The sequence below is a fragment of the Leptolyngbya sp. FACHB-541 genome (assembly GCF_014695875.1).
Classification (GTDB): Bacteria; Cyanobacteriota; Cyanobacteriia; order Elainellales; family Elainellaceae; genus JAAUTN01.
In genome coordinates, this window is sequence record NZ_JACJPC010000065.1 from 63,200 (window position 1) to 89,977 (window position 26,778).

Sequence of the window (26,778 nt, forward strand, 5' to 3'; positions counted from 1 at the left end):
AACTGGGATATTAGTACCACCCAAGAAGTCAAAGAAGCAATCTGAAGAAGGTTTTAGTCCTTAAACATTCTGCTTGTCCGCCTTACACCACACTTAAGGTTATAGAAAGCCGGCTAAGTAACTTCATCTTCCAAAAGTTGTGTTCCTTGATACAGAATATGACCCTTAATCAGCAACAGCTTGAACAGAACCTCCGATAGAAGCAGCTAAGGTTAGAACGAGGTACTGTTAGGGTGGAAAATTCGACCTGAATGCAACGTCTCACTTGAGATAGATCATTTACTTCTAAAGTAAGTTGCTTTTTGGTCGAACTGTTGTGTTGGTCGAGTGATTAAGGCGTTTGATTTGGAGAGACAAATGGTTTTACAAGAAAGTGAGCAAACATTTCGGGTAAATGCTCGAAAAACAGATGCCTTTGACATTTATAACTTGAGGCACTACGAAGGACCTAACTTCTACCTCAACACGTCGGCGCTAGTTTTTGACTTTGCTTTAACGGGCTACAACGAACCTCTGCCCCTAGCTGATTATGTCTCAGCCATTAGCGATTACTATCCGCACCTAAAAGATAAACATTACGAATCCTACGCTCAACTGTTTGCTTGGACCGTAGCTGAGGTCAGCAACCTGGATATGGGCTTACATCTCGATCGCTGGAGTGTAACTCCTCAATCTAACTCTGTCGATAAGATCGCGGTGCAAGCAATCCATCAACGCACTAGTCGGGAAGTTGCCTACTGCGTCTGGGACTGGTTTGAAGCAATTAGCCAAGATCAAACCTTTAACCTTACAGACCAGATTGAGGTGTTGCAGGGTGCCTTTCGCCATTCAGTCTATGGTGGCCCTACAGTGTATGCACTGTTACGTACGGCCTACGAAAGAGAAATCCCCACCTTCTATTTGTGGGATGAGGGGTTGATGCAGTATGGCTATGGCAGAAAACAGGTTCGCGGTATTGCCACCACTTTTGACTGTGATAGTCATATTGACTCAGATTTTACGACTAACAAAGAAGATTGCAAACGTTTCCTAAGCACGTTGGGTTTCCCTGTTCCTAAGGGAGAAGTTGTATTTTCTCGTCAAGAGGCTTTGATTGTGGCAAAGCGCATCGGTTATCCCGTTGCGGTCAAACCTGTAGTTGGGCACAAGGGCATTGGCGTAACAGCAGCCGTGCAGAATGGGGATGAGTTAGAGATTGCGTTTGAGCGGGCAGTAGAGGCGATCGCCGAGAATGAACCTGTTCGCGTCATTGTCGAAGAAAGCATTTCGGGTGCCGACTTCCGCCTCCTGTGCGTTAACGGCAGATTTGTTGCAGCAACCGAACGCCGTCCAGCCTCCGTGACTGGAGACGGAGATTCCACTATTTTTGAATTGATCCAGCGCGAAAACCGCACTGCGGCTCGAATTGATACTCCCACCTCTCCTCTAGGCAAGATCAAGCTTGATGAATCGCTGGAAAACTACCTGGAAGAGCAAGGGCTATCTTTAGACAGTGTGCTTGAGGAAGACCGTACCGTTTATCTTCGCAAGGTTGCTAATCTCTCAGCAGGCGGTTTAAGCATTGATGCAACTCCTTCCATTCATCCTGACAATGTAATCCTGGCGCAAGACGTTGCCCAACACTTTCGCTTGACCTGCTTAGGAATCGATTTGATTACCCGGGATCTATCAAAGTCCTGGAAGCAAGGTGGACTGAGCATCATCGAAATCAATGCAGCTCCAGGCATTTATATGCACCTTAAACCTGCGATTGGAGAAAGAGTAGATGTGACTTCTCACATTCTGCACACTTTCTTTGAGTCAGGTTCCGCTGCTCGAGTCCCCATCATTAGCTTTAATCGAGTTTCAATCCAGGAACTGCAAGAAATCATCGATCACATTCTGTTGCAGCGTCCCGACTGGGTTGTTGGAGCAGTTTGCCGAGATACCGTTTTTGTAAATCGGGCTGAGAAACCGTTGAACTCAGAGTACAACGTCAACGTCCAAAACCTGCTGCGGAATCCCAGGTTAGATTTGCTGATTGTGGAATATCGGGAAGACGTTCTAGAGCGAGAAGGGATGTTTTATTTCGGCAGCAATCTTGTCGTGTTAGACAATCCAACAGAACATGAAATGATGCTCTCCCGCGATGTGTTTGAGGATTCAACTGTTGTGATTCGACGCGGAGACAATATTTCGATTTCCCGCAAGGGCTTGATGGAGCAGTATCAGCTTGGCTCCGCAGAACCCTTTTCTCGTGCTTACCTCAAGGAATTTGCAACGGTTCTCTAACCACAAAAATACAAGGTGGTGCGACAAACTTACAGCAACTTCTATTTGCATAAACCACAAATCCCTGTAGGGGCGGTTCGCGAACCGCCCCTACGCTATGGCTTTCTATCGGGAGATTACTGTAAATGAAGTGTTGGAATAGCTTCAAAGGCTGCAATTCTCTGACAGCATGGGTTCCGCTACGCTTCACCCATCCTAACAAAACCCTACTGACACCTCTCTCCGCGTAGGTTGGGTGGAGCATAGCGGAACCCAACAGTAGAAGCACAATGGACACGAATTAGCACTCTTTGCCCATGCTACGTTTGCCGCAAAATTAAAGACTCTCCACGCGATTTCACCTTAAAGCTGAAGGGCTGAGTGAATCTGCTCGATGGCTGCTACGCTGACGATTAATTACCTCTGGCAAAATCACCCCAACCTGGTTATTAAAGATCTCCATATCTTTCTGATCTTTCTCCTCAAAACTGGACTTGAGGTAATCAGGCACGTCTGGCCAGTCTGCCGCACTATATTCTGGGAAGTTGCCTGGTCTGCGTTTGTTAACCAGTTGAGTTACGCCTAACAACTCACCATCTGCCCCCAAAACAGGCATACACAACAAACTGCAAGTACGATAACGAGTTTTCTGGTCAGTTTTTCGGGCCATCTTAGATTCAGGGTGATCGTACAGGTCAAAGGGAATATTCAAGGCTTGTCCAGTTTGAGCAACTTTTCCGACAAAGCCCTCGCCTATTGGAACTCGGGTTTCTAACCAGGCTCCGCTGCTTTGACGGATGCTAGTCCACAGTTCATTGGCTCGATGATCGATCAGCCAAAGCGTACTGCGATCGGCGTGAGTTAAATTCTTGGCTGCCTGCATCACCTTTTGAATTAACTCCTCAGGATTGCCGCTGCTTTGACTGACGAAGCTAATGGCTTGATAGAGCGGATCAAGGGCTCGCTGCTGTTCTTGAATTGTCAAAATTTCCTGATGGAAAGATCGACATGCCTGAAGAATCGGCAGAACTGGCTCAAGACAAATCTTTAAGTAATCTGAATCAGATTTTGAAAATCCTCTTGGATCAATTTTTTCTTCTAGCGGTAGTCCAGGTATGGAAAGCTGCAACTTGTTGAATGCTCGAACAATTGCAATTACTTTTCCGCGTTGATCTATCACTGGAAAGAGCAGCAAGTTATGGAGACCGTCTACTTTATCTGGGCTGACTCCTTTGTAAATCAACACATCGTTAAACTTCTGCGGATTGTGGCTTGCCTGAGTTGCTCTTGTTTCAAGAATTTTGTGAGCAATTCCTAGAGTGGCTGAAATCCGAATTTCGCTTGCATCGCCTCCTATATCTAGATTGAGTGACCAAAATTCTGTTTCTTCTGCATCTAATAAAAAGATGGTCGTGAATTCGGCTTTTAGCAGTTTGCTGAGCGATTGGCTGACAAAACTTAGGACGTGATAAAGCACGTTGTGCAGTGCCTCGTCATCCTGGTCAGCAACAGCACTGCTCAACACGGAAAGTGCGTTGTAAATTGCCTCTCTGGGTTTAACCTGTCCTAGCTGCTTGAGGGTTTCGTGGGTTTTGACAAACTGAAGCACAACGCCTACCCGTTCGTTAAACACCTGCATTGCCTGCTGATCGTTGCGGTCAAAGCCGGTCTTAAAGTAATCGGGAACGGTGGGCCAATCGTCTTTGCTGTATTCAGGATGATTTCCTGGTTTGCGTTTGTTGACGAGTTGAGTTACACCCAAAAGCTCACCTTCTGGGCTAATCACGGGCATACACAGCAAACTACAGGTGCGGTAACGTGTCTGCTCGTCTGTTTTTTTAGCGTTTTCAGCGCTGGGGTGATCATACAGGTCAAAGGGAATGATCATCGGTTCGCGGGTGAGGGCAGCGTATCCTGCAAACCCTACGCCGATCGCACACCGCACTTCGCCCCGCCCTGGAATTTCTGTCCACAGATCGCCCTGGTCATGGTCAACTAACCATAACGTGCTGCGGTCAGCATTCATCAACTTTTTGGCGGTGTTCATTACCCGCTGCAAGATTGCTTTTGTATCCAGATTGATCTGGTCGAGCGATCGCGTTGCCTCTGCCAGAGCAGCGGTTGCCTGAAGTTTTCTGACTGCCTTGTAGCAAGATTGACAGCTTTCCAAAATTCGCCGAATCGGTAACAAGCATTTTGCCAGTCGTTCTAGATCCAGCTTGGTAAAGCCCGTTGGCTTAATCGCTTCGTTGCTATTGGGCAGCTTTTCTGCCTGTAATTTATTTAGAAATTGGATAACGGCAACCACTTCTTTGGTTTCGCTTAGAATTGGCAGCGCCAAGATGTTCTCAGTTTTATAACCATACTTCTGGTCAAATTCCTTCACCAAAACGGCACGGGGATCTTCATACACATTGGCAGGAATATGAATTACCTTTTTCGCCTGAGCGACCTGTCCGGCAATTCCTTCGCCCACGCGCACTCGGATGTCGAGAAAATCTCCGGCTTCGTTTTCAGCCACGAGTGACCACAGTTCTGTTTTTTCGTCGTTGAGCAGAAAAATGCTGGCTCGGTCTGCACTGACTAGATCTCCTACCTGTGAAGTGACATCGCGCAGCACTTCATATAAGGTTTGAGCCGACTTTTGTTCTTCTGCACCGTTGTCTACGCGAGACAGGATTTCGATTTGAGAGAGTAGCAGCTTTCTTTCAAGTTCAGCTAATGTTTTGCGAAATATAGCATCACTCGGTTCAATTTCAGACTGAATTTTCTTAAACGCCTGATCCAACCAGGTCTGGTTAAATGCAGCGGCATAAATGGGGTTGTGGACTTTGACCTGATCTTGCTGTTTACTCACTAACCCCAGCAGTCGGAGTTCCTTTTGCTCGGGTGAGTCGTCTGCGGCGATCGCCCCCTGTTCCAAGATCTTTTGATAGGTTTGCAACAGTTTAGTGCTGCGCTGCTTTCGCATGGTGAGGCGATCGCGAATTGCCCGCATCGGTTCAAGCGTTGGTAGATTTTCCCATGGGTCAATCAGCTTGTGATGTACCAAATGTTCAAACCACTCTGTTTCAGCACCAACGGCCGGAGCGTCTTCAGCATCTGCAATCAATTGACAGAGGGTTTGAGTCAGAGCAGGTTGCCCTCCCGTCCACTCCAACACTTTAGCCAGCAGCAGCTTATAGTTCTGAGATTTTTGTTTAAACCTCTGGGCGATCGGTAGCTTACTTTTAATCTGATCCTGCTGATGTAGAGTGGAGGGGGTACTTAAAGTCATGATGCAACTCGGTGGGAGAAAGCTGCCTCGCTTACAGCGCACGGCTTTTCAGAGATTTGTAATTGTAATACGTTTACATTTAGTAGAGCAGTCTTAAAGACAACGTCTTCAGAAGATTTTGGGTAGTCGTGGGTCTGTTTGCACAGCCCAAATCAGATTCTGGATGCATCTGTCTGAGGCAGCTTCCATGTTTTGCCGTCTGGAAATTGCTCTGCTAGCCAGACTGTAAACATTACCCGTTCTTTTGTAGGCAAGTCTTCTAAGGCGCTAAAGACTCGTGCTGTAAAGGTGTCATTGCTAAAGAATTCTAAAGCAAGCTCATACACTTTTTGGAGCAGAATGGTGAGGTGTCGTTCCTGCCACACCACTAGATGTGCCGCAATTAACGGATCGACCTTCAAAAGCTGCCGTACCAGATCGCGGGAGTCAGACTGAGGAAGGTTTTCCTGCTGAAGCACCTTAGTTACATCTTTCTCAAACAGCTCAGCGTGTCTAGCGCCAAAGAAATAATCAACTTCTGCATATACTGCCTGAAGTAGCAGCAAGGTAGCTCTGACAAAAGTAGAACTAGCCGCATCTACTGCGTTCCAGGGTAGGGAAGCATCGTCAATGAGTTCATCCAGACGAACCTTTTCCCAAATGCTGTGACTTTTAGACCCCTTGAGCAGTAAGCAAGTTTTTCCTAAGTTGTCGGTCAAGTTCCACCAAATGAAACTGACTTCTTTGGACTGACTTTTGGGAAACACATTCAGCAGGCGAAACGTCTGATCTTGATGATGCAGGATCGGTATCCGCTTATTTCGGGTGGGGTCCCAGGCGCTAGCGATTTGAATGTCGGGTTTGCGAACCGGAGATGACACCGTCACTTGTAGCTCTTGGCGCATGACGTTACTCTTAAACTTCTCCTTTACAGGATTAGGAGGGTAGATGGAGTGGAGAGGCAGACGTTGATGAAAATCTTGAGCGTCTTTCGAGCGCAAAATTTATAGATGCTAACCGAGTTTTGTGATCAAGTTTATCGCTAAATCCGTTTCCCAGGAATCCATCAATCGGGTCTCTAGGAGAAGCGTTTTTTCATGCGATCGGGCTAATGACAGGGGCGACCTGATCGGAACGTAGAGTTAATATTTTGACACAGACCCACAAGATTGTGCAGTCGAGCAAACCTCTCTAGGTCTTGCCTCCTTGTTGGAAGCGATCGCCATCAGTAACTCTAACTGAATAGACTGATACCCAATCTGTCGTAGAGTAGCGATAGCGGTAGGGGCGAATTATTCGGTTACAATCCCTGCAACTGAAGCACAATTCTTTGTCCAACGTCCGAATGCTTCTTTACCAAACGGATTCCGTATTAGGCATCTTCTTCTGACTATGAACTTAGATACAGAATTTGCCAGGTTATGGAGAACAGATGTATCTGGTGTTGAGCTGTTTAGTGCCCGATTGTTTCGCCATGCTTTTTCCAAGCACATGCACGAGGAATACACGATTGGCATGAATGAAGCAGGGCAGGGGCAGTTTTTGTATCGGGGAGAAACCCATCGTGCCTATCCGATCAGCTTTAATTTAATCAATCCAGGTGAAGTACACACCGGGCAAGCCGAATCTAAAGCCGGTTGGACGTTTCGCAATATCTATATTAGTGTGCCATTAGTTGAACAGATCCAGACTCAACTAGAATGGCAGGGAAAAGAATTGCCTCATTTCACTCAACCTATAATTCGGGATCAGTCATTATGGTTGTCTTTTAGCACCCTATTCCGAGCGTTGGCTGAGCCTGCCTCTCATCTAGAGCAACAATCTCATTTACTTAATGCTTTCTCGCAGCTATTTGTAAGACATGCCGAGCCGCTGTATTCCTGGCGATCGCCCAAACCAGAAACAAAAGCGACTGCAATCATTCGAGATTACTTGGAGTCTCACTATGCTGAAAACATCTCCATTGAGACGCTGACGCAGCTAACCGGATTGAGTCCCTACTATCTGATTCGCAGTTTTCGGCAGCAGATTGGCTTACCACCCCATAGCTATCAACGACACTGGCAACTGGTGCAGGCAAAGCGATCGCTACAAACATCTAAAACGCTGTCCCAAATTGCGGTGGAACACGGGTTTTACGACCAGAGCCATCTGAATCGCGCCTTCAAACGTGCCTTTGGAATTACTCCAGGTCAATACCAGAAGGGCAATTCTATCCAATACGGGTAAATTCGAGCGTCTGTATCTTGGGAAGACTACTGGTCATTCATCCTAACGATGCACACTACCTTACTAAAAGATTTCTCTGTTTCTGCGGCGATCGCAGGTTTTGTCACCGTGTTGGTTGGGTTTACTAGCTCTGCCGTGATTGTGTTTCAGGCGGCTCAAGCGTTTGGTGCATCCCCAGCAGAAATTGGCTCATGGATGGGGGCGCTGGGGTTGGGCATGGGGCTGACGTGCATTGTGCTGTCTCTGCGCTATCGGGTGCCAGTCGTTACAGCCTGGTCTACACCAGGTGCAGCAATGCTGATCACCACAGCAACCGGAGTGCCGATGGAAGAAGCGATCGGGGCATTCTTGATTTCAGCAGTATTGATTACGCTTTGTGGATTTAGTGGTTGGTTTGAGCGAGCAATTAACCGAATTCCAATTTCGATCGCAGCAGGAATGTTGGCTGGTGTGCTGTTGCGGTTTGGGCTAAATGTCTTCATCTCAATGCAGACGCAGTTTGTGATGACCTTCTCGATGTTCTGCATCTACTTAATCATGCGTCGGTTCTCACCCCGCTATGCCGTGGTGACTGCACTGATTTTAGGAATTCTGATCGCAGGTTCTAAAGGACTACTGCAAATCGACACCGTGCGTCTGCAACTGGCAGAACCCGTGCTGACGACGCCCCGCTTCTCACTTAGCGCACTCATTGGCGTAGCCTTGCCCCTGTTTGTGGTCACCATGGCTTCTCAAAACGTGCCTGGGGTCGCGGTGATTCGAGCTTCTGGTTACACCGTGCCCATCTCTCCTTTAATTGGTTGGACGGGTGCTACAACATTAGTTTTGGCACCCTTTGGTGCGTTTGCATTAAATCTTGCTGCCATTACTGCTGCCATTTGCATGGGGCGAGAAGCACATGAAGATCCAGCAAGACGCTATGTTGCAGCCATTGCGGCCGGAGTCTTTTATCTGATCATAGGCTTGTTTGGCGGCACAGTGGGTTCCATATTTGCAGCATTTCCTCAAGAACTGGTGCTGGCGATCGCCGGACTCGCTCTATTAGGCACAATTGGCAATGGACTGCTGACCGCGCTGATTCAGGAAAAAGAACGAGAACCCGCATTGATCACGTTTTTGGTGACAGCATCCGGAATCACTTTATTTGGCGTCGGTTCAGCCTTTTGGGGATTGGTTGCAGGTGGACTGGCGATCGCGATCTCACAAGTGAAAAGGTGAAACAAACCTTGGAATTGGTATAACAATCCGTGACTGATGACCAATAACTATTGACAAAATTGTTTATGTTACTCATTCATGAGTTAATCTAGTCACAATAGAAAGTCATTCAAGTGCTTTTCTTTGCAGTTACCTGATGACTCTCGATTAAAAGTCCTGCCTTGTCAGTGTTATCTCAACCAGACTCGCTGCAACAGTGACTTTCTGCTTAGAATTGCTACTCAACTCAACTTACTTAAGGACAATTCTCATGAACAAGCCTCAGAAAACTGGTCAAACCAATGATCCCACTCTCGTTAAGCTACTCGAAGCTGACTCAGATTTAGCTGCACAAGCGGCTGCCCTAGCTAGCCAACTGGAAGCTTTAAAGGAGAAGCGTCAAAGCCTGCAAACCGTGATTGGGCTATTCAGTTCAACGGGTAGCACTGCAGATTTGTTAGATAAAACCCTTGAGACTGATGATGAGATTGAATCTACTGACTCATCAGAAGCATCTCCTGAGCCTGAAGATACTTCTGACGAGCCTGAAGTGAAAGCACCCACCAAAGCGAAGTCTAGAAAACCTGCGGGCAAGGGTAGTAAGTCCTCAGAAGAGGAGCAACCCGAAAAAACCACTGGACGAGACACCGCTTGGCGGCGCTACATGCGGAAGGAGTTTATCAAAACCTCACTTCCTGAAGCGGTTGCTCATATCTTGCATCAGGAACCCGACAAAGTGTTTGAAGTACCCAGTATTGTAGATGCTCTGTTTATCGAGGCAACTCCTAAAGATGCCCGCAATGATGCTCGCAATCGCGTTTCTAATGTGCTTTCGATTGGCTTGAAGAACAACAAATGGTATCGGGGTAAGAAAGGACAATACAGTCTCTCTAAAGAGTCCGCCAAAGCGAGTGTGGCATCATAGTAAACATGTGATTCCCTAACTCCTCTGATAGAGCTTGGTTTAGCCAACTCCAAGAAAGACAAGCGATAAAGCGATAGGTTTTTCAGGTGACTGATTGGCACTAGCCCATTAGCCCTTGATGCGGGTCGATAACGGGGGGCTAACCATCTCTTAATTTGTGCTGCCAAGTATCAAATATATAAATGTTTGTAATAAAACTAGGGTTAGCCAAGAGTTTTAAGTACCTCTCCCTAGTTAAAACAGCATTTTGAAGAAGCACTAAGTCAGGGTAAGAAATAGGGGTTGTTTCTTCTAGCGATCGCATACAATGAGGAGTCAGCAAACTAGAATCTAAGTTTTGCTGGTGCCGCTTCGCGCTCAGCCCATAAGAGTAACGACCTATGACCGCAGATGAATTGACCCAGTGTCTCAACATGGCCAGAATGCTCAATTTGGTCACTGCCACTCGTCGAATTAATGGCGTACTGTATGTTTACCGGCTCAATGGGCATTACACTACCTGGGAAAGCTTTGTCTCAGAGTATCCCCTAGAGCGTCTCCAAGCCATGATCAATAGAAGCCGATAACTGCTGCGTCATTTTTGACGTTTCAATCACCTAAAAGTAATTACCCCAAATTGAAGGTTAGCGCCGTTTTGGTTAGAGTTCTATGGGGTTAATTTTTGTTTGCTGGCTATTTCTAATTTATGCTGTGCTTCCTGGCATAGTCAGCAGTTTTATCATTAGCCTACTTATTGGAGTGGCAGCAGCTATTTTTTACAAGTCTTCTAGGTCCTTTCTACCAACCTTTGCTCGAATCTTTGTTGGAGGGGTGGTTACCTCTGCGATCGCCGGAGCAGGAGGAATAGCATTTGTTTTCTTTAAGTCCTACATCCTTGACGATCTTGCTTTTCGAGGGCAGGGAATGGGCTATGCGCTGCTACTGGTGCCCGTCTTAGCAGTTGTCGGAGCTGTGTTGGGCGGTATTGGGACCGCACTGTTCAAACAACTTTTCTCTAACTAGAGGTTAAGGATAAATTCAGGAAGGCGCAAAGAAAAAAGAGAAGGGCAAAAGCCCTTCTCTTTTTTCACTTAGGTTTCTAAGGTTATGACTGCTTTCTCAAGCTGCAATTTTAGTATCTGCTAGAGGAAAAGCTGCCACGATTGCCGCCGCCACCGAATGAGCTTTTGTTGTTTTCGCGAGGCTTAGCTTTGTTAACTTTGATGTCGCGACCCATCCACTCAGCGCCGTCAAGCGCATCAATAGCAGCTTGCTCTTCAGCATCGGTACCCATTTCAATGAAACCAAAGCCGCGCATCCGACCTGTTTCACGGTCAGTGGGAAGCTGAACTCGCTTGACTGAACCGTATTCTGCGAATACAGAGGTCATGTCTGCCTCAGTAACTTCGTAAGACAGATTGCCTACATAGATTGACATAGATTTTCTCCAAAATCAGAGGTGTGTAGAGATTGAGATTTCGGAGAGAAGCCTGTCAGAACCAAACGTGAAAAACTCGTCAAGACTAAAAACAAACGCTGCAACCGATACTTAATTCTCAATCACCAACATAACACAAGAATTCTCGACTCTGTGCAGCATCTTCATGACTCTAAACAAATCAGTCAAAAGAATGTTCGCTCAGACGTGATTCAGACTTAAATGTTTCAGACTTAAATGTTTTAGATTGCAGGCTGTAGTAAACCACTTCTGTCGCTGCATACTCTATGTTTTTCTCGTACTTCATACCCAGCTTTTGCATGACGCAACGAGAGGCGACATTTTCTGGACTTGTGACGGCAACGATTTGCTGGAGCTTAAGCGTGTCAACCCCCCAGCGCAAAACGGTGCTGGCTGCTTCAGTTGCTAATCCCTGCCTCCAATAAAATGGATTAATAGCATAGGTTAGCTCGACTTCCGATGTATCCCCTAAATAATGCAGACCACAGTGCCCCACCAATTGCTGGTTTTGCTTGTAAACGAGCGCCCACACACCAAATCCGTGCTTCTGCCAATGGTCTAGCCGTCTATGTAAGATCTGAGCGGTCTGCTCAAAGGTGAGTGAACCTGTTGGAGACAAAGCTCTAGCAACCCCTGGATGGCTGTAAATCTCCTGATAAAGCTGATTTAAGTCAGCTGGGAAGAAATGCCTGAAAATAAGACGAGGAGATTTGAGCATGAGTGGAGGAGTGGAGCGTAAACAAATTAAGGAATTTTCCCGTCAAGCTTCTGATAAGACGGTAAAAGAGTGGTGGCGATCGCCATCCTCCCACCCAAAAATATTAACGACGAAACCTAGAGTTATGAAATCCCGCTGGTCAAAGTTTAGTGTATTGCCCGCTATCGTACTGGCTGCAAGTGTTATTGCTGCTCCCGCAGAGGCAGCCGTGCTTCAGTTTTGGCGATTTGATGCAAATGTAAATCGTTTGGTCTTTCTAACGGACGTTAGTGTGCAACCCAGAGTGCAATTGCTTAATAACCCAACCCGGCTCGTCGTAGATTTACCCGGAATTATCTTTAGTCGGACGACCGTAAGGCAACCTTCTCGAAATCCGATTCAAGAGATCAGAGTCGGACGATTTGAGGAGCAGACCACTCGCATTGTGGTCGAGCTTCGCCCCGGCTACACCTTAGATCCAGATGAGGTGCAGGTGCGGGGAGCGACCGCAGCACAATGGAGCATTGACTTACCCACCCCTCGACGATTTTGATAGTAGGGTTGCGATCGCGGGCAGTCTCCTACTCCTCTCATTATGCAAGTCCTGCTGCCGCTCGCTGGTCAGAAATCCACTGATGAGCCGCTGCAAAATCATCGGTCGTGATTTGAATAGAACTGGGATCGGTATGCCCTTGAGCCCGATATCGGCGGATTGCTTCTAGAGCAGCTTGATTACCCAAAAGTGCTAGGTCAGCGCCATTCCAGCCTTCGGTTTGGGTAGCCCAGTTTGCTAAATCTACACTTGCCAAAGGACGTTTTCGGTTATGAACCTGGAGAATCGCTAGACGGCTTGCCTGGTCGGGCAAGTCTACTTTTAGCTGTACGTCCAGTCTGCCGGCCCGTAAGAGAGCAGGGTCAAGGGTTTCAGGACGATTGGTGGCTCCGATTAACAACACATCGGCACATTCTTGTAAGCCGTCTAGCTCGGTGAGTAACTGCCCTACAACGCGATCGCTCACTCCTGAATCGCCTGAAAAGCTGCCCCGTGCAGGTGCCAGCGTATCAATTTCATCCACAAACACAACACAGGGAGAAGCCTGTCGCGCTTTGGTGAACACTTCTCGCACGGCCTGCTCAGACGCGCCTACCCATTTGCTCAACAGTTCTGGCCCATTCACCGCAATAAAGTTTGCTCTGGCTTGGGAGGCAACCGCCTTTGCCAAAAGGGTTTTGCCTGTACCGGGAGGACCCCAGAGGAGAATTCCGCGCGGCGTTTTGGCTCCGGTTTGTTGATACAGTTCGGGATAAAGTAAGGCTCCTTCGACGGACTCCTGAAGAATTTGCTTGACGTTTTCTAAACCGCCAATGCTATCCCAAGAAACTTGAGGAGACTCAATTTCAACCGATCGCAGCACAGCAGGTTTAATTTCTTTAATAGCCTGGAGAAAATCTGCCTGAGTAATTGTCATCGTGCGCGGAACGGGTGCTTTGAGTGAGGGGATCAGTCGCCGCAGGGCAGTGTAAGCAGCTTTTTGACATAGCGCTTTTAGGTCTGCGCCAACCATGCCCACTGAGAGGTCAGCGATCGCCCCCAAATCAACAGACCGCTCCAGTGGCATCGCTTCTGTAAGAATGGTGAGGATTTCTAGTCGCCCATCGCGATCGGGAATGCGGAACTGCACTTCTCGGTCAAACCGACCCGGACGACGCAAAGCCGGATCGAGGTGGTCAGGACGGTTCGTGGCTGCTAGAACGATCACGCCTTTGGTTCTGGCAAATCCGTCCATCAAGCTCAGCAATTGAGCGACTACTCGTTTCTCAACATCGCCTTCCACCTTGGAACGATCGGGCGCGATGCTGTCAATTTCATCGATGAATATAATGCACGGAGCAGAGCGAGCTGCCTTCTCAAACAGTTGGCGTAGACGGGCTTCGGCTTCTCCATAATATTTACCCATCACCTCTGGCCCGACGATGGCAATGTAGTTAACCTCCAACTCTTCAGCCAGGGCACGGGCAGAAAGGGTCTTCCCCGTACCAGGTGGCCCGACTAAAAGAACTCCTCGCGTCGGTTCTAAACCTAGCATTGTCAGCAGTTCGGAACGCTTTAGCGGAATTTCGACCAGTTCTCTTAATTCTCTAAAAACCTCTGACAGTCCACCCACGCCTTGTAGAGAACTATCTGATGGCGGGGTGACGATAACACGATCAGTGGTTGTACTTGTGGATGGATTAGCAGTACTGGAGGGCGATCGCTCTGTCGAGCTGGTTCGAGGGCGATCGCTCTCGGCTGTACGACCCGCACGACTAGACGCATCCGAAGAGGTACTGCGACGAGTTTTTACTTCCGTTTGAAACCCTTCATTTCTGCCTTCGATTTCCCGCACAAAGTAGAGAAGATCTTCAAATCCTTGATCGATCAGGTCTTCAAATTCTTTAAACAGATCGCTCATCGTCGTTACCACAGTCCAGTGTTTTCAGTATAGTCACCCGCTTCGGGAGTGTGGGCTGTGCTTCAGGAGGAGATATTTTGGGCGTAATTTGAGCGTTACAGTTTGCAATAAAAGCAGTAATACCAATTCCAAAAATTAGGGTTAAAGATGGAAGGGCACCCCGCTAGCGGGGTGCCCTTCCATCTTTAACCTCTTTTTAGAGAAAATTATAGTAATAACCGAATCTATTCAACGGGTTCCCGAATTTCGACGGAGGGATTGATCAGGTCAAAGCGATCAAGCAGCAAGACCAAACCGACCGATACCAGTGCCCCTAGACCAATACCAATTGCTAACAGAGAAAGGTAGAGCCGCTTCAAGCTTCTGCGAGTAGCCGTAGCATCTTCGTGCCGCCGCTGGGCCAGATCTGGCTCTTCTTGATCTCTTTCCTGTGGGGTGAGTGGTGTACTTCCTTCTGGTGTCAGATCTGTCCGTATTAGTTCTTGTTGCTCACTCTCCTGGGGTGCGAGATCTGGCAAATGTCTCCCATTACCAGAATAGGAATTTTGATCGGGCTTAGAGGGGTCAAACGGATGATCGTTCATGCTTGATATTTTGCTCAGCCTTTAATCCAGTTGCATCAATCTAACGGTTGGTCTGAATAAATCTCCTGCGTGAATGGTGGTGAGGCTTCGTCGCACCACCATTCACGCTTCAAAAGATAGATTCATGCAAGAAGCTGAATAAAGGGCAAAAAGTAAGCCCCAGCCAGTCCGAAGACTGCTGGGGAACCATCAGGGTGCATCTATTGATTTCAGTATACCCCCATGAGGGGTGAAACCCCTCACCCCGCAAAAAAATATTTTTGGGAATTTGAAATTGAGGTTGGGGGTTAGGGCTAGAAGGTGCGTGACCATTCCTGAAACCAGCGCTCGACAACGACTTTGGTCTGAGTGAAGAATTCTACAGCGTGATGACCTTGACCGTGCAAGTCGCCAAAGAAACTTTCCTTCCAGCCGCTGAAGGGGAAAAACGCCATTGGGGCCGCTACGCCGATGTTGATGCCGATGTTCCCGGCTTCCACTTCGTAACGAAATTTGCGGGCGGCAGCACCACTGCTGGTAAACAGACAGGCCATATTGCCATATTGCCCCCGGTTGACCAGGGCGATCGCTTCTTCAATGGTGTCTAAATGAATTAAACCCAACACCGGTCCAAAAATTTCGGTTTGAGCGATTTCTCCAGTTGGCGGCACATCTTGTAAAATCGTCGGTCGCACAAAATGTCCCTGCTCATAGCCTGGGATCTGAGGTCTACGTCCGTCTACTAAAACTTTTGCTCCTTCTTCTGCACCCCGCTGAATGAGTTTTTCAATTCGCGCTTTGCTTTCAGCCGAAATCACGGTGCCCATCTCGACTCCAGGGTCGAGTCCGTAGCCGACTACGCGAGATTCAGCGGCAGTGGCGATCGCTTCGGTGAAACTATGCCGCGCCTCTCCGACCGTGATAGCAACTGAAGCAGCGAGGCAGCGCTGTCCAGCACAGCCGAAGGCACTATCTGCCATGATGCGAGTGGTCGTGTCGAGATTGGCATCGGGCAACACAATGACCGGATTTTTTGCACCACCCTGACACTGGGCCCGTTTTCCATTAGCGGCAGCACGGCTATAGACATAACGGGCTACAGGGCTTGACCCGACAAAACTCACAGCTCGAATGGCAGGATGATCCAAAATTGCATCGACTACATCCTTCGCCCCATTCACCAAATTCAACACACCGGGAGGTAAATCTAACTGATCGATCAGTTCAAATATTTTTCGCATTGTCAAAGGCACTTTCTCGGAAGGCTTGACGATGCAAGTGTTGCCGCAGGCGATCGCATAGGGCATAAACCAGAAAGGAATCATGCCCGGGAAGTTAAACGGACAGATGATTGCCGTCACACCGAGCGGCTGACGAATCATGATTTCATCCACACCTCTGGCGATGTCTTCTGAGTTGTAGCCCTGCATCAAAATTGGAATACCGCAGGCAACCTCAACATTCTCAACCGCCCGGCGCATTTCGCCGCGCGACTCTGCCAGTGTTTTGCCGCACTCTTGAGTAATGGTTTGGGCTAAGTCGTCAAAGTGCGTTTCTAGAAGTTCTCGTAACCGAAACAAATATCGCACTCGTTCGTTGGCGGGCACTCGCCGCCATTCCACAAATGCAGCAGATGCAGCCTCGACAGCCCGCTCAACTTCTCCAGCTACAGACAAAGGAACCCTGGCAAGCTGCTCAAGTGTGGCAGGATTGGTGACTTCCAGAAGATCAGTGGTATCTGGAACAACCCAGTGACCGTTGATATAATTTGCCAGGTCGTTTGTACTCATGCAGCAACATTCCTCAAGCGTCTGGTAATGCACATGTTGACTCAGATGACGCTGTTCTGAACCACTGTTCTAGATATTATCGTCATTGGTCATTAATTCAGAGCTTGAACGACCTGCTTAAGCATCTTGATCAGAGGGAGTTTCGTCTGTTTCTCTATACAAATCGACTCTCAAATCTCTCCCTTCTTGATACATTTGGGGAGCAACTCCAGGGTTTCCCAAAATTTCTTGAGGGTCGCCTTCATACCCACCTTTAGATACTAAATCCATTACGTCATAAGTTTTGGAGGTATCAGTGGGGCGATCGCCAGTTTCACCTGGCTTTTGAGCTGCATTCTGCTTGTTCTCATCAGGCTTGGAAGATTGATTCGTTGGGCGATCGGTCATGGCTATTCACACTCCAAGTTTTGAATCTTTTCCTATCCTTTAGCAATCTTTGCAAAGTAGCATCCTACTTTGGGACAGATTGTTGCTTGAGGTAGCGGGGTTGAGGAAGGGTAATGCAGTAGCGCACTGAGAGCATTCTCAAGCTTAATGTCACCATAAACCCCAAGAAAGTTGCCGTGGCAGTTGGAATATCGAGACTGACCGCTAATAAAAATGTCCAGGAACCTATAAAGGCACAGGTTGCATATAAGGAAGTTGAAGTCCTGAAGATCATTGGAATTTGAGCTAATAGGACATCTCGCAATACTCCACCAAACACACCTGTAATTACGCCAATAATTGATGCCACCAAGTAAGGCATTCGAAAGGTGAGCGCGTAAGATGTTCCTGAGATACTAAACAGAGCTAAACCCATGGCATCGATAATCGTGAATAACCTTCCAGTCACAGGTTGGTGAGGAATTGGAATTCGCGGCGAATATAAAAAGATGATAGCCATCAGCAAAACAATCAGCGGATATTCCTGATGCTCTACCCAAAACAAAGGTCGTCGATTTAACAATAGATCTCGCAGCGTTCCACCCCCAAATGCATTGACGAATGCCACGATGTAGATACCCACAAAATCTAGCTGTTTAGTCTGAGCAGCCAGCATTCCAGATAGGGATGCCGTAATCACAGCCCCAACTTCAATCACATATCCAAAGAATGCAAGCCGCTGTAAGTGATAGGCGATCGCCGTATCACGAGGCAAAGCCGACGTGAGCAAAACATCAAACCAATAACTGTCAGGGGGATGGAAAAACATAGTGGCAGGATTGCGATTAGCATAGAAAGCATAACCGAACACACTACCTACCCCGATGAAAACGAGCAGAATTCACCACGTTGCCATCATTTGCTCTAACTATGAGAAGTCAAAACAGTTTTATGTAGAGACTTTGGGGTTTGAAGTGATTGCGGAAACATTTCGTGCAGAAAGAAACTCTTACAAGTTAGATTTGAGAGTCGGTGAACTCGATCAGATTGAGTTGTTTTCTTTCCCCAATCCGCCCGATCGCCCCAGTCGCCCTGAAGCTTGTGGGCTGAGGCATCTGGCATTTGTGGTGGAAGATATTGAAAAATCGGTTGCGGAACTTCGGTCTAAAGGAGTTGCTGTGGAAGAGGTGAGAGTAGATCACCTGACGGGAAAACAGTTTACCTTTTTCCAAGACCCTGATGGATTGCCTTTAGAGATTTATCAGGCTTGAGCAAAACTAGTATATTGCTTTGAAGACTAATGGATTATTTGGGCGATCGCTTCGAGCGTTGTGACTTAGGCGGAGTTCGGTGTGCCCCAAAATATTTCTCACTGCGATAGCGCAGCCACACCCGTAACTCCTGCGGAATTTGGTCTTTTTGCTCTTTGGTCAGAGTGTTGTAAAGTGCCAGAGCACGTTCTCGCTCACCCCGACAAGCTCGATTGTTGTGAGCATCCCAATAGCTGCGGGCAACCCGAATTCGCCGACAGACTTCTTTGATTAATTCTTTTTCAGGGAGGGGTTCTTGCTGTGCCATACTTCAATTGCAACGTCCTCTTGCCGATCCTAACTCACTCTCATCTTCCTCAGCCGCTCTGATGCCATCTAGTCAATTCCTAGGGAAACGCGATCGCCTCCGATCGCTCGCATCTGACCCAGAACATTAACAATTTGCTGGTAGGGTAGTCGGTAATCTGCCTGCAAAATAATTGAACCTTCTGGATTCTGACTCAAATACGCTTGCATCTGCTGGCTCAGTTGTTCTTGACTCACAGGTTGACCATTCAAGGAAAGTTGTTCCTGCTCATTCATTCCTACAATTAATGGATCAGGGTAGTTGACAGCATTAGCTCCTGAGTCAGCATTGGGAAGTGTAATATCTAATGCTTGCGAACCAAACTGAGCAGACATCGAAACGATGATGAAAAACGTCAGGATGGTCATTAGAACGTCCATCATTGGCACCAGGTTGATCTCTGGCATTTCTTGCTTTCTAGACCGATTGAATCGCATCGCTAAATCACGCCTCATCAAGCTTCTGCTGTCAACTTCATTTTAGGGCTGATTGTTGATCTAGTCAGTCAGATTCAGCCAGCTAAAGATTTGCTCGTTGTTTGCTCGTTGATGAAGTAGAGACAAGAACTAAAAAGATTCAGCAGATTAGCTTTGCTAAACCCAGATCTGATGTCTAAACGTTCTTATTAATCATAAACAGATTTGATTGTCTATTTTGAGGTCTTTATAAGAGCGTATACGGTTTTATTGAAACTCGCAGATTAAAGTAAAAAAGTATATTTGACAGGCGTTTAATTTCGTCTATAACAGGCGTTTAAATGCAGATAAACTGATTGAATTGCTACATTTTTGTATCTACCCTTGTGTGTAATTTTGATAGGCATCAATCATGAATTGAATTAAATGATGTCTTAATTCCGGAGAGTGGGAAGACGTGGGTATTCGGATTTTTGCAACCTTAGTAGTTGCTTTTGGTTTGTCAATGGGTTTATTTACAGGAGAAGCCCTGGCTCAAGTTCCTAATCCACTGGAGGCAGCGGCCACGGCTCAAAGCGCGGCAGATACAGCATTTATGCTGATCTGTTCTGCTCTTGTGCTACTGATGACTCCTGGCTTGGCATTCTTTTACGGTGGGTTTGTGCGATCGCTCAACATCCTCAACACGCTGATGATGAGTTTTGTACTCATGCTGGTAGTTGGGGTGACTTGACTGCTTTGGGGATATAGTCTGGCATTTGCACCGGGAACTTCTTTTATTGGCGGTTTGCAGTGGCTGTTCCTGAATGGGGTTGGACTGGAGACAACGGACTATCTAACAGGTTCAGAACCAGAGGCGGTAGTGTCCTACGCTGCAACCATTCCCCATCAAGCGTTCATGGTTTACCAGTGACTTGTCTCCGATTACTGCATCGAGCAGTACAGGTAAATTGAGTACCGAATAGAATTGGATTAACTCACAAATCTTTAGGTCATTTGCTACAAAACATATCAAACCAAACAGGGGAGTTAGAATGCTAAGAAATCTCAGTATTCTAACTCCTAGTTTTTGAATTAGGGTTGTCGTCAATACTTTTATGGTTTATTCATTGCTGCGTCCAATCTCTATATCGAGTCAAAATTCATACTCAAACATTTTTTGGCTGGTCGTTGGATTGTTCGCAATGGTCGTCTTTCTGGAACTTGTCACCCTCGCTGACTATGTTTTTAGCTATTTCTACATTGGTCCAATTCTGCTGGCTAGCCTTCGCCTAAATCGCAATGTCGCCGTTCGCTTAACGCTGTTAGCATCTGCATTAACTATCGTTAACCTGTGGATTCCTGGTAGTCATATCATTACGGCTCCAACGGTCGGAAACCGGATCATTGCTGTATTCGCACTGGTTGTGACTCAAATGTTAAGCGATCGCAATCGCTACTACGAAGAGGCGATCGCTCAACAGAGAGCAAAACTGCGATTTCAAGAAAAACTAGCGAACTTACGAGAAGATTTTGTTCTCACGCTGACTCACGACCTGAAAACACCGCTGCTGGGTGCGATTGAAACCCTGAAAGCATTTCAGCAAGAGCGATTTGGCGCTGTAACTGAGATGCAGCATAAGGTACTCTCTACAATGACCCGGAGCCACCAAGCCAGCTTGCAACTGATTGGCACGGTGTTGGATGTGTACCGCAACGATGCAGAAGGGGTCAGGTTAGAGCGATCGCCCGTCAACCTGATTGAACTCACCGGGCAAGTAATTCAGACCCTCAGCGATTTAGTATCCAGATATCAGGTATCGATTCATCTCAACACTGAAGCAATAAGCGCTCAGTCTTGTTGGGTAAATGGGGATGCCCTTCAGCTTCAACGAGTTTTATCAAATCTGGTGATTAATGCCATTCACCATTCACCTACTAATGGAAATGTTGAGGTGATTTTACAGTCTGAGAACAATTCTCACGCAGCGCAGCAAGTAGTAATCAAGGTGTTAGATGAAGGTCCTGGAATTCATCCAGAAGAATTACCTCAACTGTTTGAGCGGTTTTATCAGGGACACAGCGATCGCCAAGCAAAGGGATCAGGTCTAGGGCTATACTTATCTCGGCAGATCGTTGAAGCACACAGCGGCACAATCTGGGCAGAAAACCGATCCTCGCGTGGAGCCGTATTTGGGCTGTGCCTTCCTGCTCTCACGCCATAGTCCCTTTCCTTAGTTTCTATGGATTCCTCTCAGCTACGAATTTTACTGGTTGAAGATGACGAACTATTTCGTCTAGGGCTGCAAATGAAGCTGCAACAGGAACCAGACATTGAGATTGTAGCTGAGGCAGGAGACGGCGAAACCGCCATCAGATTAGCTAGCGAACATACCCTGGATGCGGTTTTGCTGGATATAGGACTACCCAGAATAGGCGGCGTTGAAGCTTGTCGCCAAATTAAGCAAAACTGTCCTAACCTACCTATTCTGGTCTTGACCTCTCGCTCTGACCGAGCGCTGATTAGTCAACTGATTCAGGTGGGTGTCCGAGGTTACTGTCTCAAAGGCATTGCGGCTCAAACACTGGTGTTAGCCCTCCGCTCTGTGGTTGCAGGAGCATCCTGGTGGGATGAAACCGCAACGGTTGAAATTCAAGCGCTACCCCACTCAAAAACTACAAATAAATCACCTTTAACCCCAAGAGAACAAGAAATTTTACAGTTAATTACTGCTGGCAAAACGACACAAGAAATTGCCCAAACGTTTTACATTACCCCTGGAACGGTCAGAGTTCATATTCACGCGATTCTACAAAAACTAGATGTTCGCGATCGCACTCAGGCTGCTTTACTGGCGCTGCAAAAAGGATTGATTACCTCTACCTGAATACGTCTGGAATAGACACATAATCCTTGAGTAGTGTGTCAACTTAACTTGTAGAGAAGGGATAGAATGCAAGTTTATGTACTCTTGTCATCGCTTCCTGATTCTGTCTGCTCTTTACGAAAAGCAAAAAGTCCAGCACTTCTTCTACAAGTGCATCTGGAACTTGTGCAATTTCTTGGATAAGTTGCTCTCTAGCTGTCCTGGGTGTAATTGCTATGGTTCTGTAGCTATTTTACCAAGTCCAAATTTGGCAATCCGCCTCTTTTGACTGAGCGATCGCTGCAAGTGAGAGGACGTTTGAAAAGTTCAATCTGTAGCCCAAAGATTTGTAGAGGCGTGGCATTCGGGCAAGGATTTTTGATCTATTTCAGGATCTACCTGCCGAATGCTACGCCCTTACAGGGACATTCGCTACTTTTCAAACACCCTCTGAGGCAGCGGTACAGGTTTTAGGATTTTTCTCAGCAAGAATCGACTTTTCTACAGTAATCAATCAAGGTAATTGAACAAGTAAGAGCCACTTTATCTGGATTGGCAATCAGATTCTTGAAATGCTTTAAGCCATTCCATAAGTGATGTAAACCGTCTGTTCGATTGAACTCAGTCAACAAGGTGTCAGTTCTCATATCTGATGTTGAGAATGAGTCAGAGGCGATCGCTGTATTCTCTAGTAAGTTGCGATCGCCCCTAACCCAAGCTGAATATTGCATTGAGGATTAACTCGACGCAGATGTAGCAGGCTTGCGGGTAGGACGCTTGCGGTCTGATTTCTTTTTCAGCCCTACGGATTGCGCCTGATCGCTATCTGAGCCGTAGTGACCTCTTACCACTTCTTTCATGGCTAAAACTGCATTGTGAAATTCCCATTCTGATAGTCGCGCAGCGTCGGATGCAGCCCGATACAGAGCTAGTTTTTCGGTTTCATGCTGCTGTTGCGCCAGCATGGTTTGATATGTTTGTTTCAGATTGTCTGAGGTTGCTTCGGGGCGAACGGTTATGTAATCAACCACTGTTTTCAAGCCATTGAGCGAGTCGATGTCTTGACTGATGACTTGATCAGGGAGACGACGGTTTGTATTAGGAGCTACCATAGGCTACACCTTGATGGAGGACAGCATCAGTGTGCCCGTAGCCCTGTCATCGCTAACAAGAAAATTGCGTTTTGCTGACGCAATACTAATGTGATGACTTACAGAAGCAATGTAACGACTTACAGAAGCATTGTAATAACTTACAGAAGCATTGTGATGACTTACAGAAGCAATGTAACGACTTACAGAAGCATTGCAGCGAATGCAAAAGCAATGTGATGGCTTACAGAAGCATTGCGATCGCTCTTTTTGCTTTGGTGTGAAGTAGGCGTTCGCTAGTTTTCTAGATACAGAGCCTTGAATTTGGTTGATTACGAATTAAGAAGGAAAAATAAAGCTGTAATCCAGCCAGTACGAAGAAGCTTTAGATGTATTAGCTGAATAAAGGACGATTGCTTAGAGTTTCTATGTATACGCAGAATGCAATTTTTGTATAGAAACGGAGTAGGACTATGCCTCGACAATCAAAACTTGATGTGATCTAGATCAACCCAAATAGAAATTAATCAAGATACAGTATCCTCTACATAGAGTATTCTCAGTTGTATGTATTCAATCATCCATCTAACTCATTTATCAAGCAAAATTTCCTAAGTGATTCAAAATAGTAGTTACTAAAACGATTGAACTGATCTTGTTAGTATTGGAAAGAGGGTTAAATCGCTATATGAATCAACATACAGAAACCTTAAAACCAATAGTAATTAACAGGAATTGTTTGCCATATTTTGCTATGTTGATCCAAAGAATTATCCTTAAATAGTAATGACGTTGTTGACATCTATTGACCTTTTTGCTGGTGCAGGGGGACTTAGCTACGGACTTAAGGCAGAAGGATTTCAACCTATTGCTGCCGTAGAAATTGATCCGGTATCAGCAAAAAGTTATGGCTTTAACCATCAAAGTACAAATCTCATAGTCAATGATATTCGTCAGGTGAGTGGTATTCAAATTCTCAAACAGGCAAACATTTCTCCTGGTGAGTTAGATTTGTTGACGGGTTGTCCACCATGTCAGGCTTTTTCCACGCTTCGTACACGCCGCCGAAAGCAACAGCTAGATGATCCAAATAAAAACCTCATTATTGAAATGCTACGACTGGTACGCTCGATGCGCCCTCGCGCAGTCATAGTAGAGAACGTTCCTGGCTTAGCAGATGACGAGCATTTCAATAAATTTCGGCTTGGTTTGAGACAAGCTGGCTACCGATATACGTATGCGGTTCTAAATGCATCTGACTTTGGCGTACCACAGCGGCGCAAGCGGTTGATTCTTGTTGCATTACGAGGAAGGGAAATCCCTTCGGGTTGGTCAAGCTACCGCTGTGAGCGTAGAACTGTCAGAGACGCTATCGGTCATCTCGTACCAGCGGGAACTAGTGGAGATCCGCTTCATGACCTTCCTGAGAATCGCACGCCAGCTATGATATCAAGAATCAAAGCAACCCCTAAGAACGGTGGTAGTCGTCGTGATATTTCACCTGAATTACAATGTGCCTGCCATGTGCGCCTTGACGGGTTTAAGGACGTTTATGGTCGAATGGCATGGGACGATGTCTCACCAACTATTACTAGTGGCTGTAACAACCCCTCTAGAGGTCGGTTTCTTCATCCCGAGGAGCATAGAGCTATAACGCTTCGAGAAGCTGCACTACTACAGACATTTCCCAAAAATTACCAGTTCTGTCTTGATCGAGGCAAAGAGCATGTTGCGTCTCAAATCGGGAATGCTTTTCCCCCAGATATGATTAGACCAATCGCAAGAGTCATCAGCCGCGAGTTGTCAGCATGAGTAGGAGAAAACCGGTAGATGACCTTCAAACAAGTGTTAGGGCACTTAAGCAAAAGACTCCCTACATTTGCAGCCTTCGCTTTCCTAATTATCGAAATCTTCGATTTGACAGCGAACTATCCTTTGATTTTCCAATTACAGTTCTGCTCGGTCGAAATGGAACAAATAAGAGTTCTGTTCTTCACGCTCTGTACGGTAGTCCACTCGGGCAGACTATTGCAGACTTCTGGTTTGAGACAGAACTTGACGCAATTCCATCAGAACGCAATGGACGAAAACAAAGCGTTGTTCACAGATATCGTAAAAACAATGGCGATATTGTTGAGTGCATTAAGGCCCGTGCCCCACGCGGATCTAAAGATCCTGATTACTGGGAAGCAGTCAAACACAGCAAAGTCTACAATTTACCCGTTAGTGGCACTCGAGTTCGCCCTATTGAACTTAAGGTAACACATTTGGATTTTCGAGGTGAGCTGCCTGCTTTCGATAAATACTTTTACTTTCCCGATCCAAAGCATCTTGCAGAGCGTGTCCGTTCTGCAAAGGTGCGAGGAAAGCTACGCAGGGATTATCGAAAACAAGATTATCTTAGACAACGTTCAAAACCCTTAAGAAAGGCAATTGAGGAGGATGGTCTTGCATTAACTACTGAAGAGTTAGAAGTTTTAAAGTACGTTCTTGAGCGCGACTACGTTAGTGGGAAAGTACTGAAACATTCACTGTTTCATGGACACGAAGGCTGGACAATACTGTTCAAAACAAACCAATTCAATGGGTATTCGGATGCATTTGCTGGTAGTGGTGAGTCAGCTGCTGCATTGCTTGTACACAACATATTACAGACCCCCGAAAAATCCTTGGTGCTCCTAGACGAACCTGAAACATCCCTTCATCCCCGTGCTCAACAGCGAATGCTAGAGTTTATTGCACATCAAGCTGTACGGAAGTCCCTTCAGGTTGTGATGGCAACTCATTCTATTTATCTTGCACAAGATCTTCCTCAAGAGGCAATCCGAGTGCTTGTTCGAGAAGAAGATGGTTCTGTAACAGTGAGAAGCGATTTCCCAGCAGACGAGGCGTTACATGAAATTGGTACTCTTCCACCTGGAAAAACTATTTTGGTTGAGGACGAGCGTGCAAAACACATTGTTGTTTCAGCATTAAAGCTAGTATCAAGTCACGCATTGAGGCATTTTGAGATTCGAGTTCGGAAGGGTGGAACCTCACAGATATATCTTGATATTCAAGCCTATGCTAACTCTGAAAGAAAAGATGTATTCGTCATTTTTGACGGAGATCACAAACCTAAAGATCAAATTCCTGAGAATGGAGCGCTACCTCAAGGAGAGAATGACCTAAATAAACTAATTCAAAAAATTACGTCTGGAAACAACAGAAATGGACCTAAGCTCAATTTTGCGGACGTAGATGAGAGGACACGTTACATTCGATTCTTCAGAAGATTTGTCCATTTTTTACCTGGGCTAACTCCTGAGAATCTTGTCTGGGATGAAGGGGCAGCGAAAGAACTATTAGGGAAAAAGCTACCAGATGAAATTTCACAAGAGCCGAATTTCAAACAACGGCTCCACTTACTTGCAGAGGAAATACCAGGCTTTGATGCTGATACAGTTTTCAAGAATCTTCTTGCCAAACTATTAAGTAGTGAAAGCCAGCGAAAAAAAGACCTCATAGAAGTCATAGAAATCATTCGTGGGATTCAATTTGCTGTTTAAGCGCGATTAATCTAATGCAGTGAGATGCTGCGTTAGAAGTACAGCCTAGAGAAAAGATGATCGCATCTTCATAATTATGCTGCCTATACATAGGAT

General features: G+C 46.5%; 24 protein-coding genes and 1 pseudogene. 13 read left to right on the forward strand and 12 right to left on the reverse strand.

The window, feature by feature from the left end; all coding sequences use genetic code 11:
* Positions 1-357: 357 nt before the first annotated feature.
* Positions 358-2,271: a cyanophycin synthetase gene (locus H6G00_RS14410; RefSeq protein WP_190797269.1), complete on the forward strand. Its 1,914-nt coding sequence runs from the start codon at positions 358-360 to the stop codon at positions 2,269-2,271.
* Positions 2,272-2,608: 337 nt separating this feature from the next.
* Here the strand turns inward: H6G00_RS14410 and H6G00_RS14415 are convergent, their stop codons facing one another.
* The gene (locus H6G00_RS14415; RefSeq protein ID WP_190797270.1) at positions 2,609-5,527 is read right to left on the reverse strand and encodes a GAF domain-containing protein; all 2,919 of its coding nucleotides are present in this window, start codon (positions 5,525-5,527) and stop codon (positions 2,609-2,611) included.
* A 152-nt stretch (positions 5,528-5,679) separates the two neighbouring features.
* On the reverse strand, positions 5,680-6,411 hold the full coding sequence (locus tag H6G00_RS14420; protein WP_190797271.1) for an Npun_F0813 family protein: 732 nt from the start codon (positions 6,409-6,411) through the stop codon (positions 5,680-5,682).
* Between the two features lie 487 nt (positions 6,412-6,898).
* On the opposite strand from H6G00_RS14420, the gene H6G00_RS14425 reads away from it, so the two are divergent.
* The 5 genes from H6G00_RS14425 (at position 6,899) to H6G00_RS14445 (ending at position 10,859) form a co-directional block, all read left to right on the forward strand.
* Positions 6,899-7,735: an AraC family transcriptional regulator gene (locus H6G00_RS14425; protein WP_190797272.1), complete on the forward strand. Its 837-nt coding sequence runs from the start codon at positions 6,899-6,901 to the stop codon at positions 7,733-7,735.
* A 48-nt stretch (positions 7,736-7,783) separates the two neighbouring features.
* Complete coding sequence (locus tag H6G00_RS14430) at positions 7,784-8,953, forward strand: benzoate/H(+) symporter BenE family transporter (protein WP_190797273.1); 1,170 nt, start codon at positions 7,784-7,786, stop codon at positions 8,951-8,953.
* A gap of 250 nt (positions 8,954-9,203) precedes the next feature.
* The gene (locus tag H6G00_RS14435; protein WP_190797274.1) at positions 9,204-9,857 is read left to right on the forward strand and encodes a hypothetical protein; all 654 of its coding nucleotides are present in this window, start codon (positions 9,204-9,206) and stop codon (positions 9,855-9,857) included.
* Between the two features lie 380 nt (positions 9,858-10,237).
* On the forward strand, positions 10,238-10,423 hold the full coding sequence (locus tag H6G00_RS14440) for a hypothetical protein (RefSeq protein WP_190646064.1): 186 nt from the start codon (positions 10,238-10,240) through the stop codon (positions 10,421-10,423).
* Positions 10,424-10,505: 82 nt separating this feature from the next.
* The gene (locus H6G00_RS14445; RefSeq protein ID WP_190797275.1) at positions 10,506-10,859 is read left to right on the forward strand and encodes a hypothetical protein; all 354 of its coding nucleotides are present in this window, start codon (positions 10,506-10,508) and stop codon (positions 10,857-10,859) included.
* A 109-nt stretch (positions 10,860-10,968) separates the two neighbouring features.
* Here the strand turns inward: H6G00_RS14445 and H6G00_RS14450 are convergent, their stop codons facing one another.
* Positions 10,969-11,274: an RNA-binding protein gene (locus H6G00_RS14450; protein ID WP_190646062.1), complete on the reverse strand. Its 306-nt coding sequence runs from the start codon at positions 11,272-11,274 to the stop codon at positions 10,969-10,971.
* 181 nt (positions 11,275-11,455) lie between these two features.
* Positions 11,456-12,013 (reverse strand): GNAT family N-acetyltransferase, encoded by a 558-nt coding sequence (locus H6G00_RS14455; RefSeq protein ID WP_190797276.1) that lies wholly within the window; start codon positions 12,011-12,013, stop codon positions 11,456-11,458.
* On the opposite strand from H6G00_RS14455, the gene H6G00_RS14460 reads away from it, so the two are divergent.
* Positions 12,012-12,545, forward strand: a complete 534-nt coding sequence (locus H6G00_RS14460) for an AMIN domain-containing protein (protein WP_199318485.1) — start codon at positions 12,012-12,014, stop codon at positions 12,543-12,545. The two genes, H6G00_RS14455 and H6G00_RS14460, sit on opposite strands and share 2 nt — an antisense overlap.
* Before the next feature lie 40 nt (positions 12,546-12,585).
* Here H6G00_RS14460 and H6G00_RS14465 read toward each other — a convergent pair whose 3' ends face one another.
* The 5 genes from H6G00_RS14465 to H6G00_RS14485 form a co-directional block, all read right to left on the reverse strand.
* Positions 12,586-14,445, reverse strand: coding sequence for an AAA family ATPase (locus H6G00_RS14465; RefSeq protein WP_190797277.1), 1,860 nt, complete (start codon positions 14,443-14,445; stop codon positions 12,586-12,588).
* Between the two features lie 224 nt (positions 14,446-14,669).
* Positions 14,670-15,029: a hypothetical protein gene (locus tag H6G00_RS14470; RefSeq protein WP_190646059.1), complete on the reverse strand. Its 360-nt coding sequence runs from the start codon at positions 15,027-15,029 to the stop codon at positions 14,670-14,672.
* Positions 15,030-15,322: 293 nt separating this feature from the next.
* Positions 15,323-16,798 carry a CoA-acylating methylmalonate-semialdehyde dehydrogenase gene (locus H6G00_RS14475; RefSeq protein ID WP_190797278.1) on the reverse strand — a complete coding sequence of 492 codons (1,476 nt, stop codon included), beginning with the start codon at positions 16,796-16,798 and terminating at the stop codon, positions 15,323-15,325.
* A gap of 117 nt (positions 16,799-16,915) precedes the next feature.
* Entirely contained in the window at positions 16,916-17,185 is a 270-nt protein-coding gene (locus tag H6G00_RS14480; RefSeq protein ID WP_190797279.1) for a hypothetical protein, read from the reverse strand.
* Between the two features lie 64 nt (positions 17,186-17,249).
* Entirely contained in the window at positions 17,250-17,993 is a 744-nt protein-coding gene (locus tag H6G00_RS14485; RefSeq protein WP_190797280.1) for a trimeric intracellular cation channel family protein, read from the reverse strand.
* Positions 17,994-18,048: 55 nt separating this feature from the next.
* On the opposite strand from H6G00_RS14485, the gene H6G00_RS14490 reads away from it, so the two are divergent.
* The gene (locus tag H6G00_RS14490; RefSeq protein WP_190797281.1) at positions 18,049-18,435 is read left to right on the forward strand and encodes a VOC family protein; all 387 of its coding nucleotides are present in this window, start codon (positions 18,049-18,051) and stop codon (positions 18,433-18,435) included.
* A gap of 34 nt (positions 18,436-18,469) precedes the next feature.
* Here the strand turns inward: H6G00_RS14490 and H6G00_RS14495 are convergent, their stop codons facing one another.
* Positions 18,470-18,742, reverse strand: coding sequence for a Precorrin-3B methylase (locus tag H6G00_RS14495; protein WP_190797282.1), 273 nt, complete (start codon positions 18,740-18,742; stop codon positions 18,470-18,472).
* A gap of 68 nt (positions 18,743-18,810) precedes the next feature.
* Positions 18,811-19,236, reverse strand: a complete 426-nt coding sequence (locus H6G00_RS14500) for a biopolymer transporter ExbD (protein ID WP_242042274.1) — start codon at positions 19,234-19,236, stop codon at positions 18,811-18,813.
* 556 nt (positions 19,237-19,792) lie between these two features.
* On the opposite strand from H6G00_RS14500, the pseudogene H6G00_RS36655 reads away from it, so the two are divergent.
* The 3 genes and pseudogenes from H6G00_RS36655 to H6G00_RS14515 all read left to right on the forward strand — a co-directional run.
* Positions 19,793-20,107, forward strand: a pseudogene (locus H6G00_RS36655) (ammonia channel protein); the annotation flags it as partial.
* Positions 20,108-20,381: 274 nt separating this feature from the next.
* Entirely contained in the window at positions 20,382-21,401 is a 1,020-nt protein-coding gene (locus H6G00_RS14510; protein WP_242042275.1) for a HAMP domain-containing sensor histidine kinase, read from the forward strand.
* An 18-nt stretch (positions 21,402-21,419) separates the two neighbouring features.
* Positions 21,420-22,064: a response regulator transcription factor gene (locus H6G00_RS14515; protein WP_190797284.1), complete on the forward strand. Its 645-nt coding sequence runs from the start codon at positions 21,420-21,422 to the stop codon at positions 22,062-22,064.
* Between the two features lie 716 nt (positions 22,065-22,780).
* Here the strand turns inward: H6G00_RS14515 and H6G00_RS14520 are convergent.
* Positions 22,781-23,155: a spore coat protein gene (locus H6G00_RS14520; RefSeq protein WP_190797285.1), complete on the reverse strand. Its 375-nt coding sequence runs from the start codon at positions 23,153-23,155 to the stop codon at positions 22,781-22,783.
* A gap of 765 nt (positions 23,156-23,920) precedes the next feature.
* Between H6G00_RS14520 and H6G00_RS14525 the strand changes: the two genes are divergently transcribed.
* Together H6G00_RS14525 and H6G00_RS14530 are read left to right on the forward strand one after the other, a co-directional pair.
* Positions 23,921-24,946, forward strand: coding sequence for a DNA cytosine methyltransferase (locus H6G00_RS14525; RefSeq protein ID WP_190797286.1), 1,026 nt, complete (start codon positions 23,921-23,923; stop codon positions 24,944-24,946).
* The gene (locus H6G00_RS14530) at positions 24,943-26,682 is read left to right on the forward strand and encodes an AAA family ATPase (RefSeq protein WP_190797287.1); all 1,740 of its coding nucleotides are present in this window, start codon (positions 24,943-24,945) and stop codon (positions 26,680-26,682) included. The genes H6G00_RS14525 and H6G00_RS14530 overlap by 4 nt, the downstream gene beginning before the upstream one ends.
* Positions 26,683-26,778: the final 96 nt, after the last annotated feature.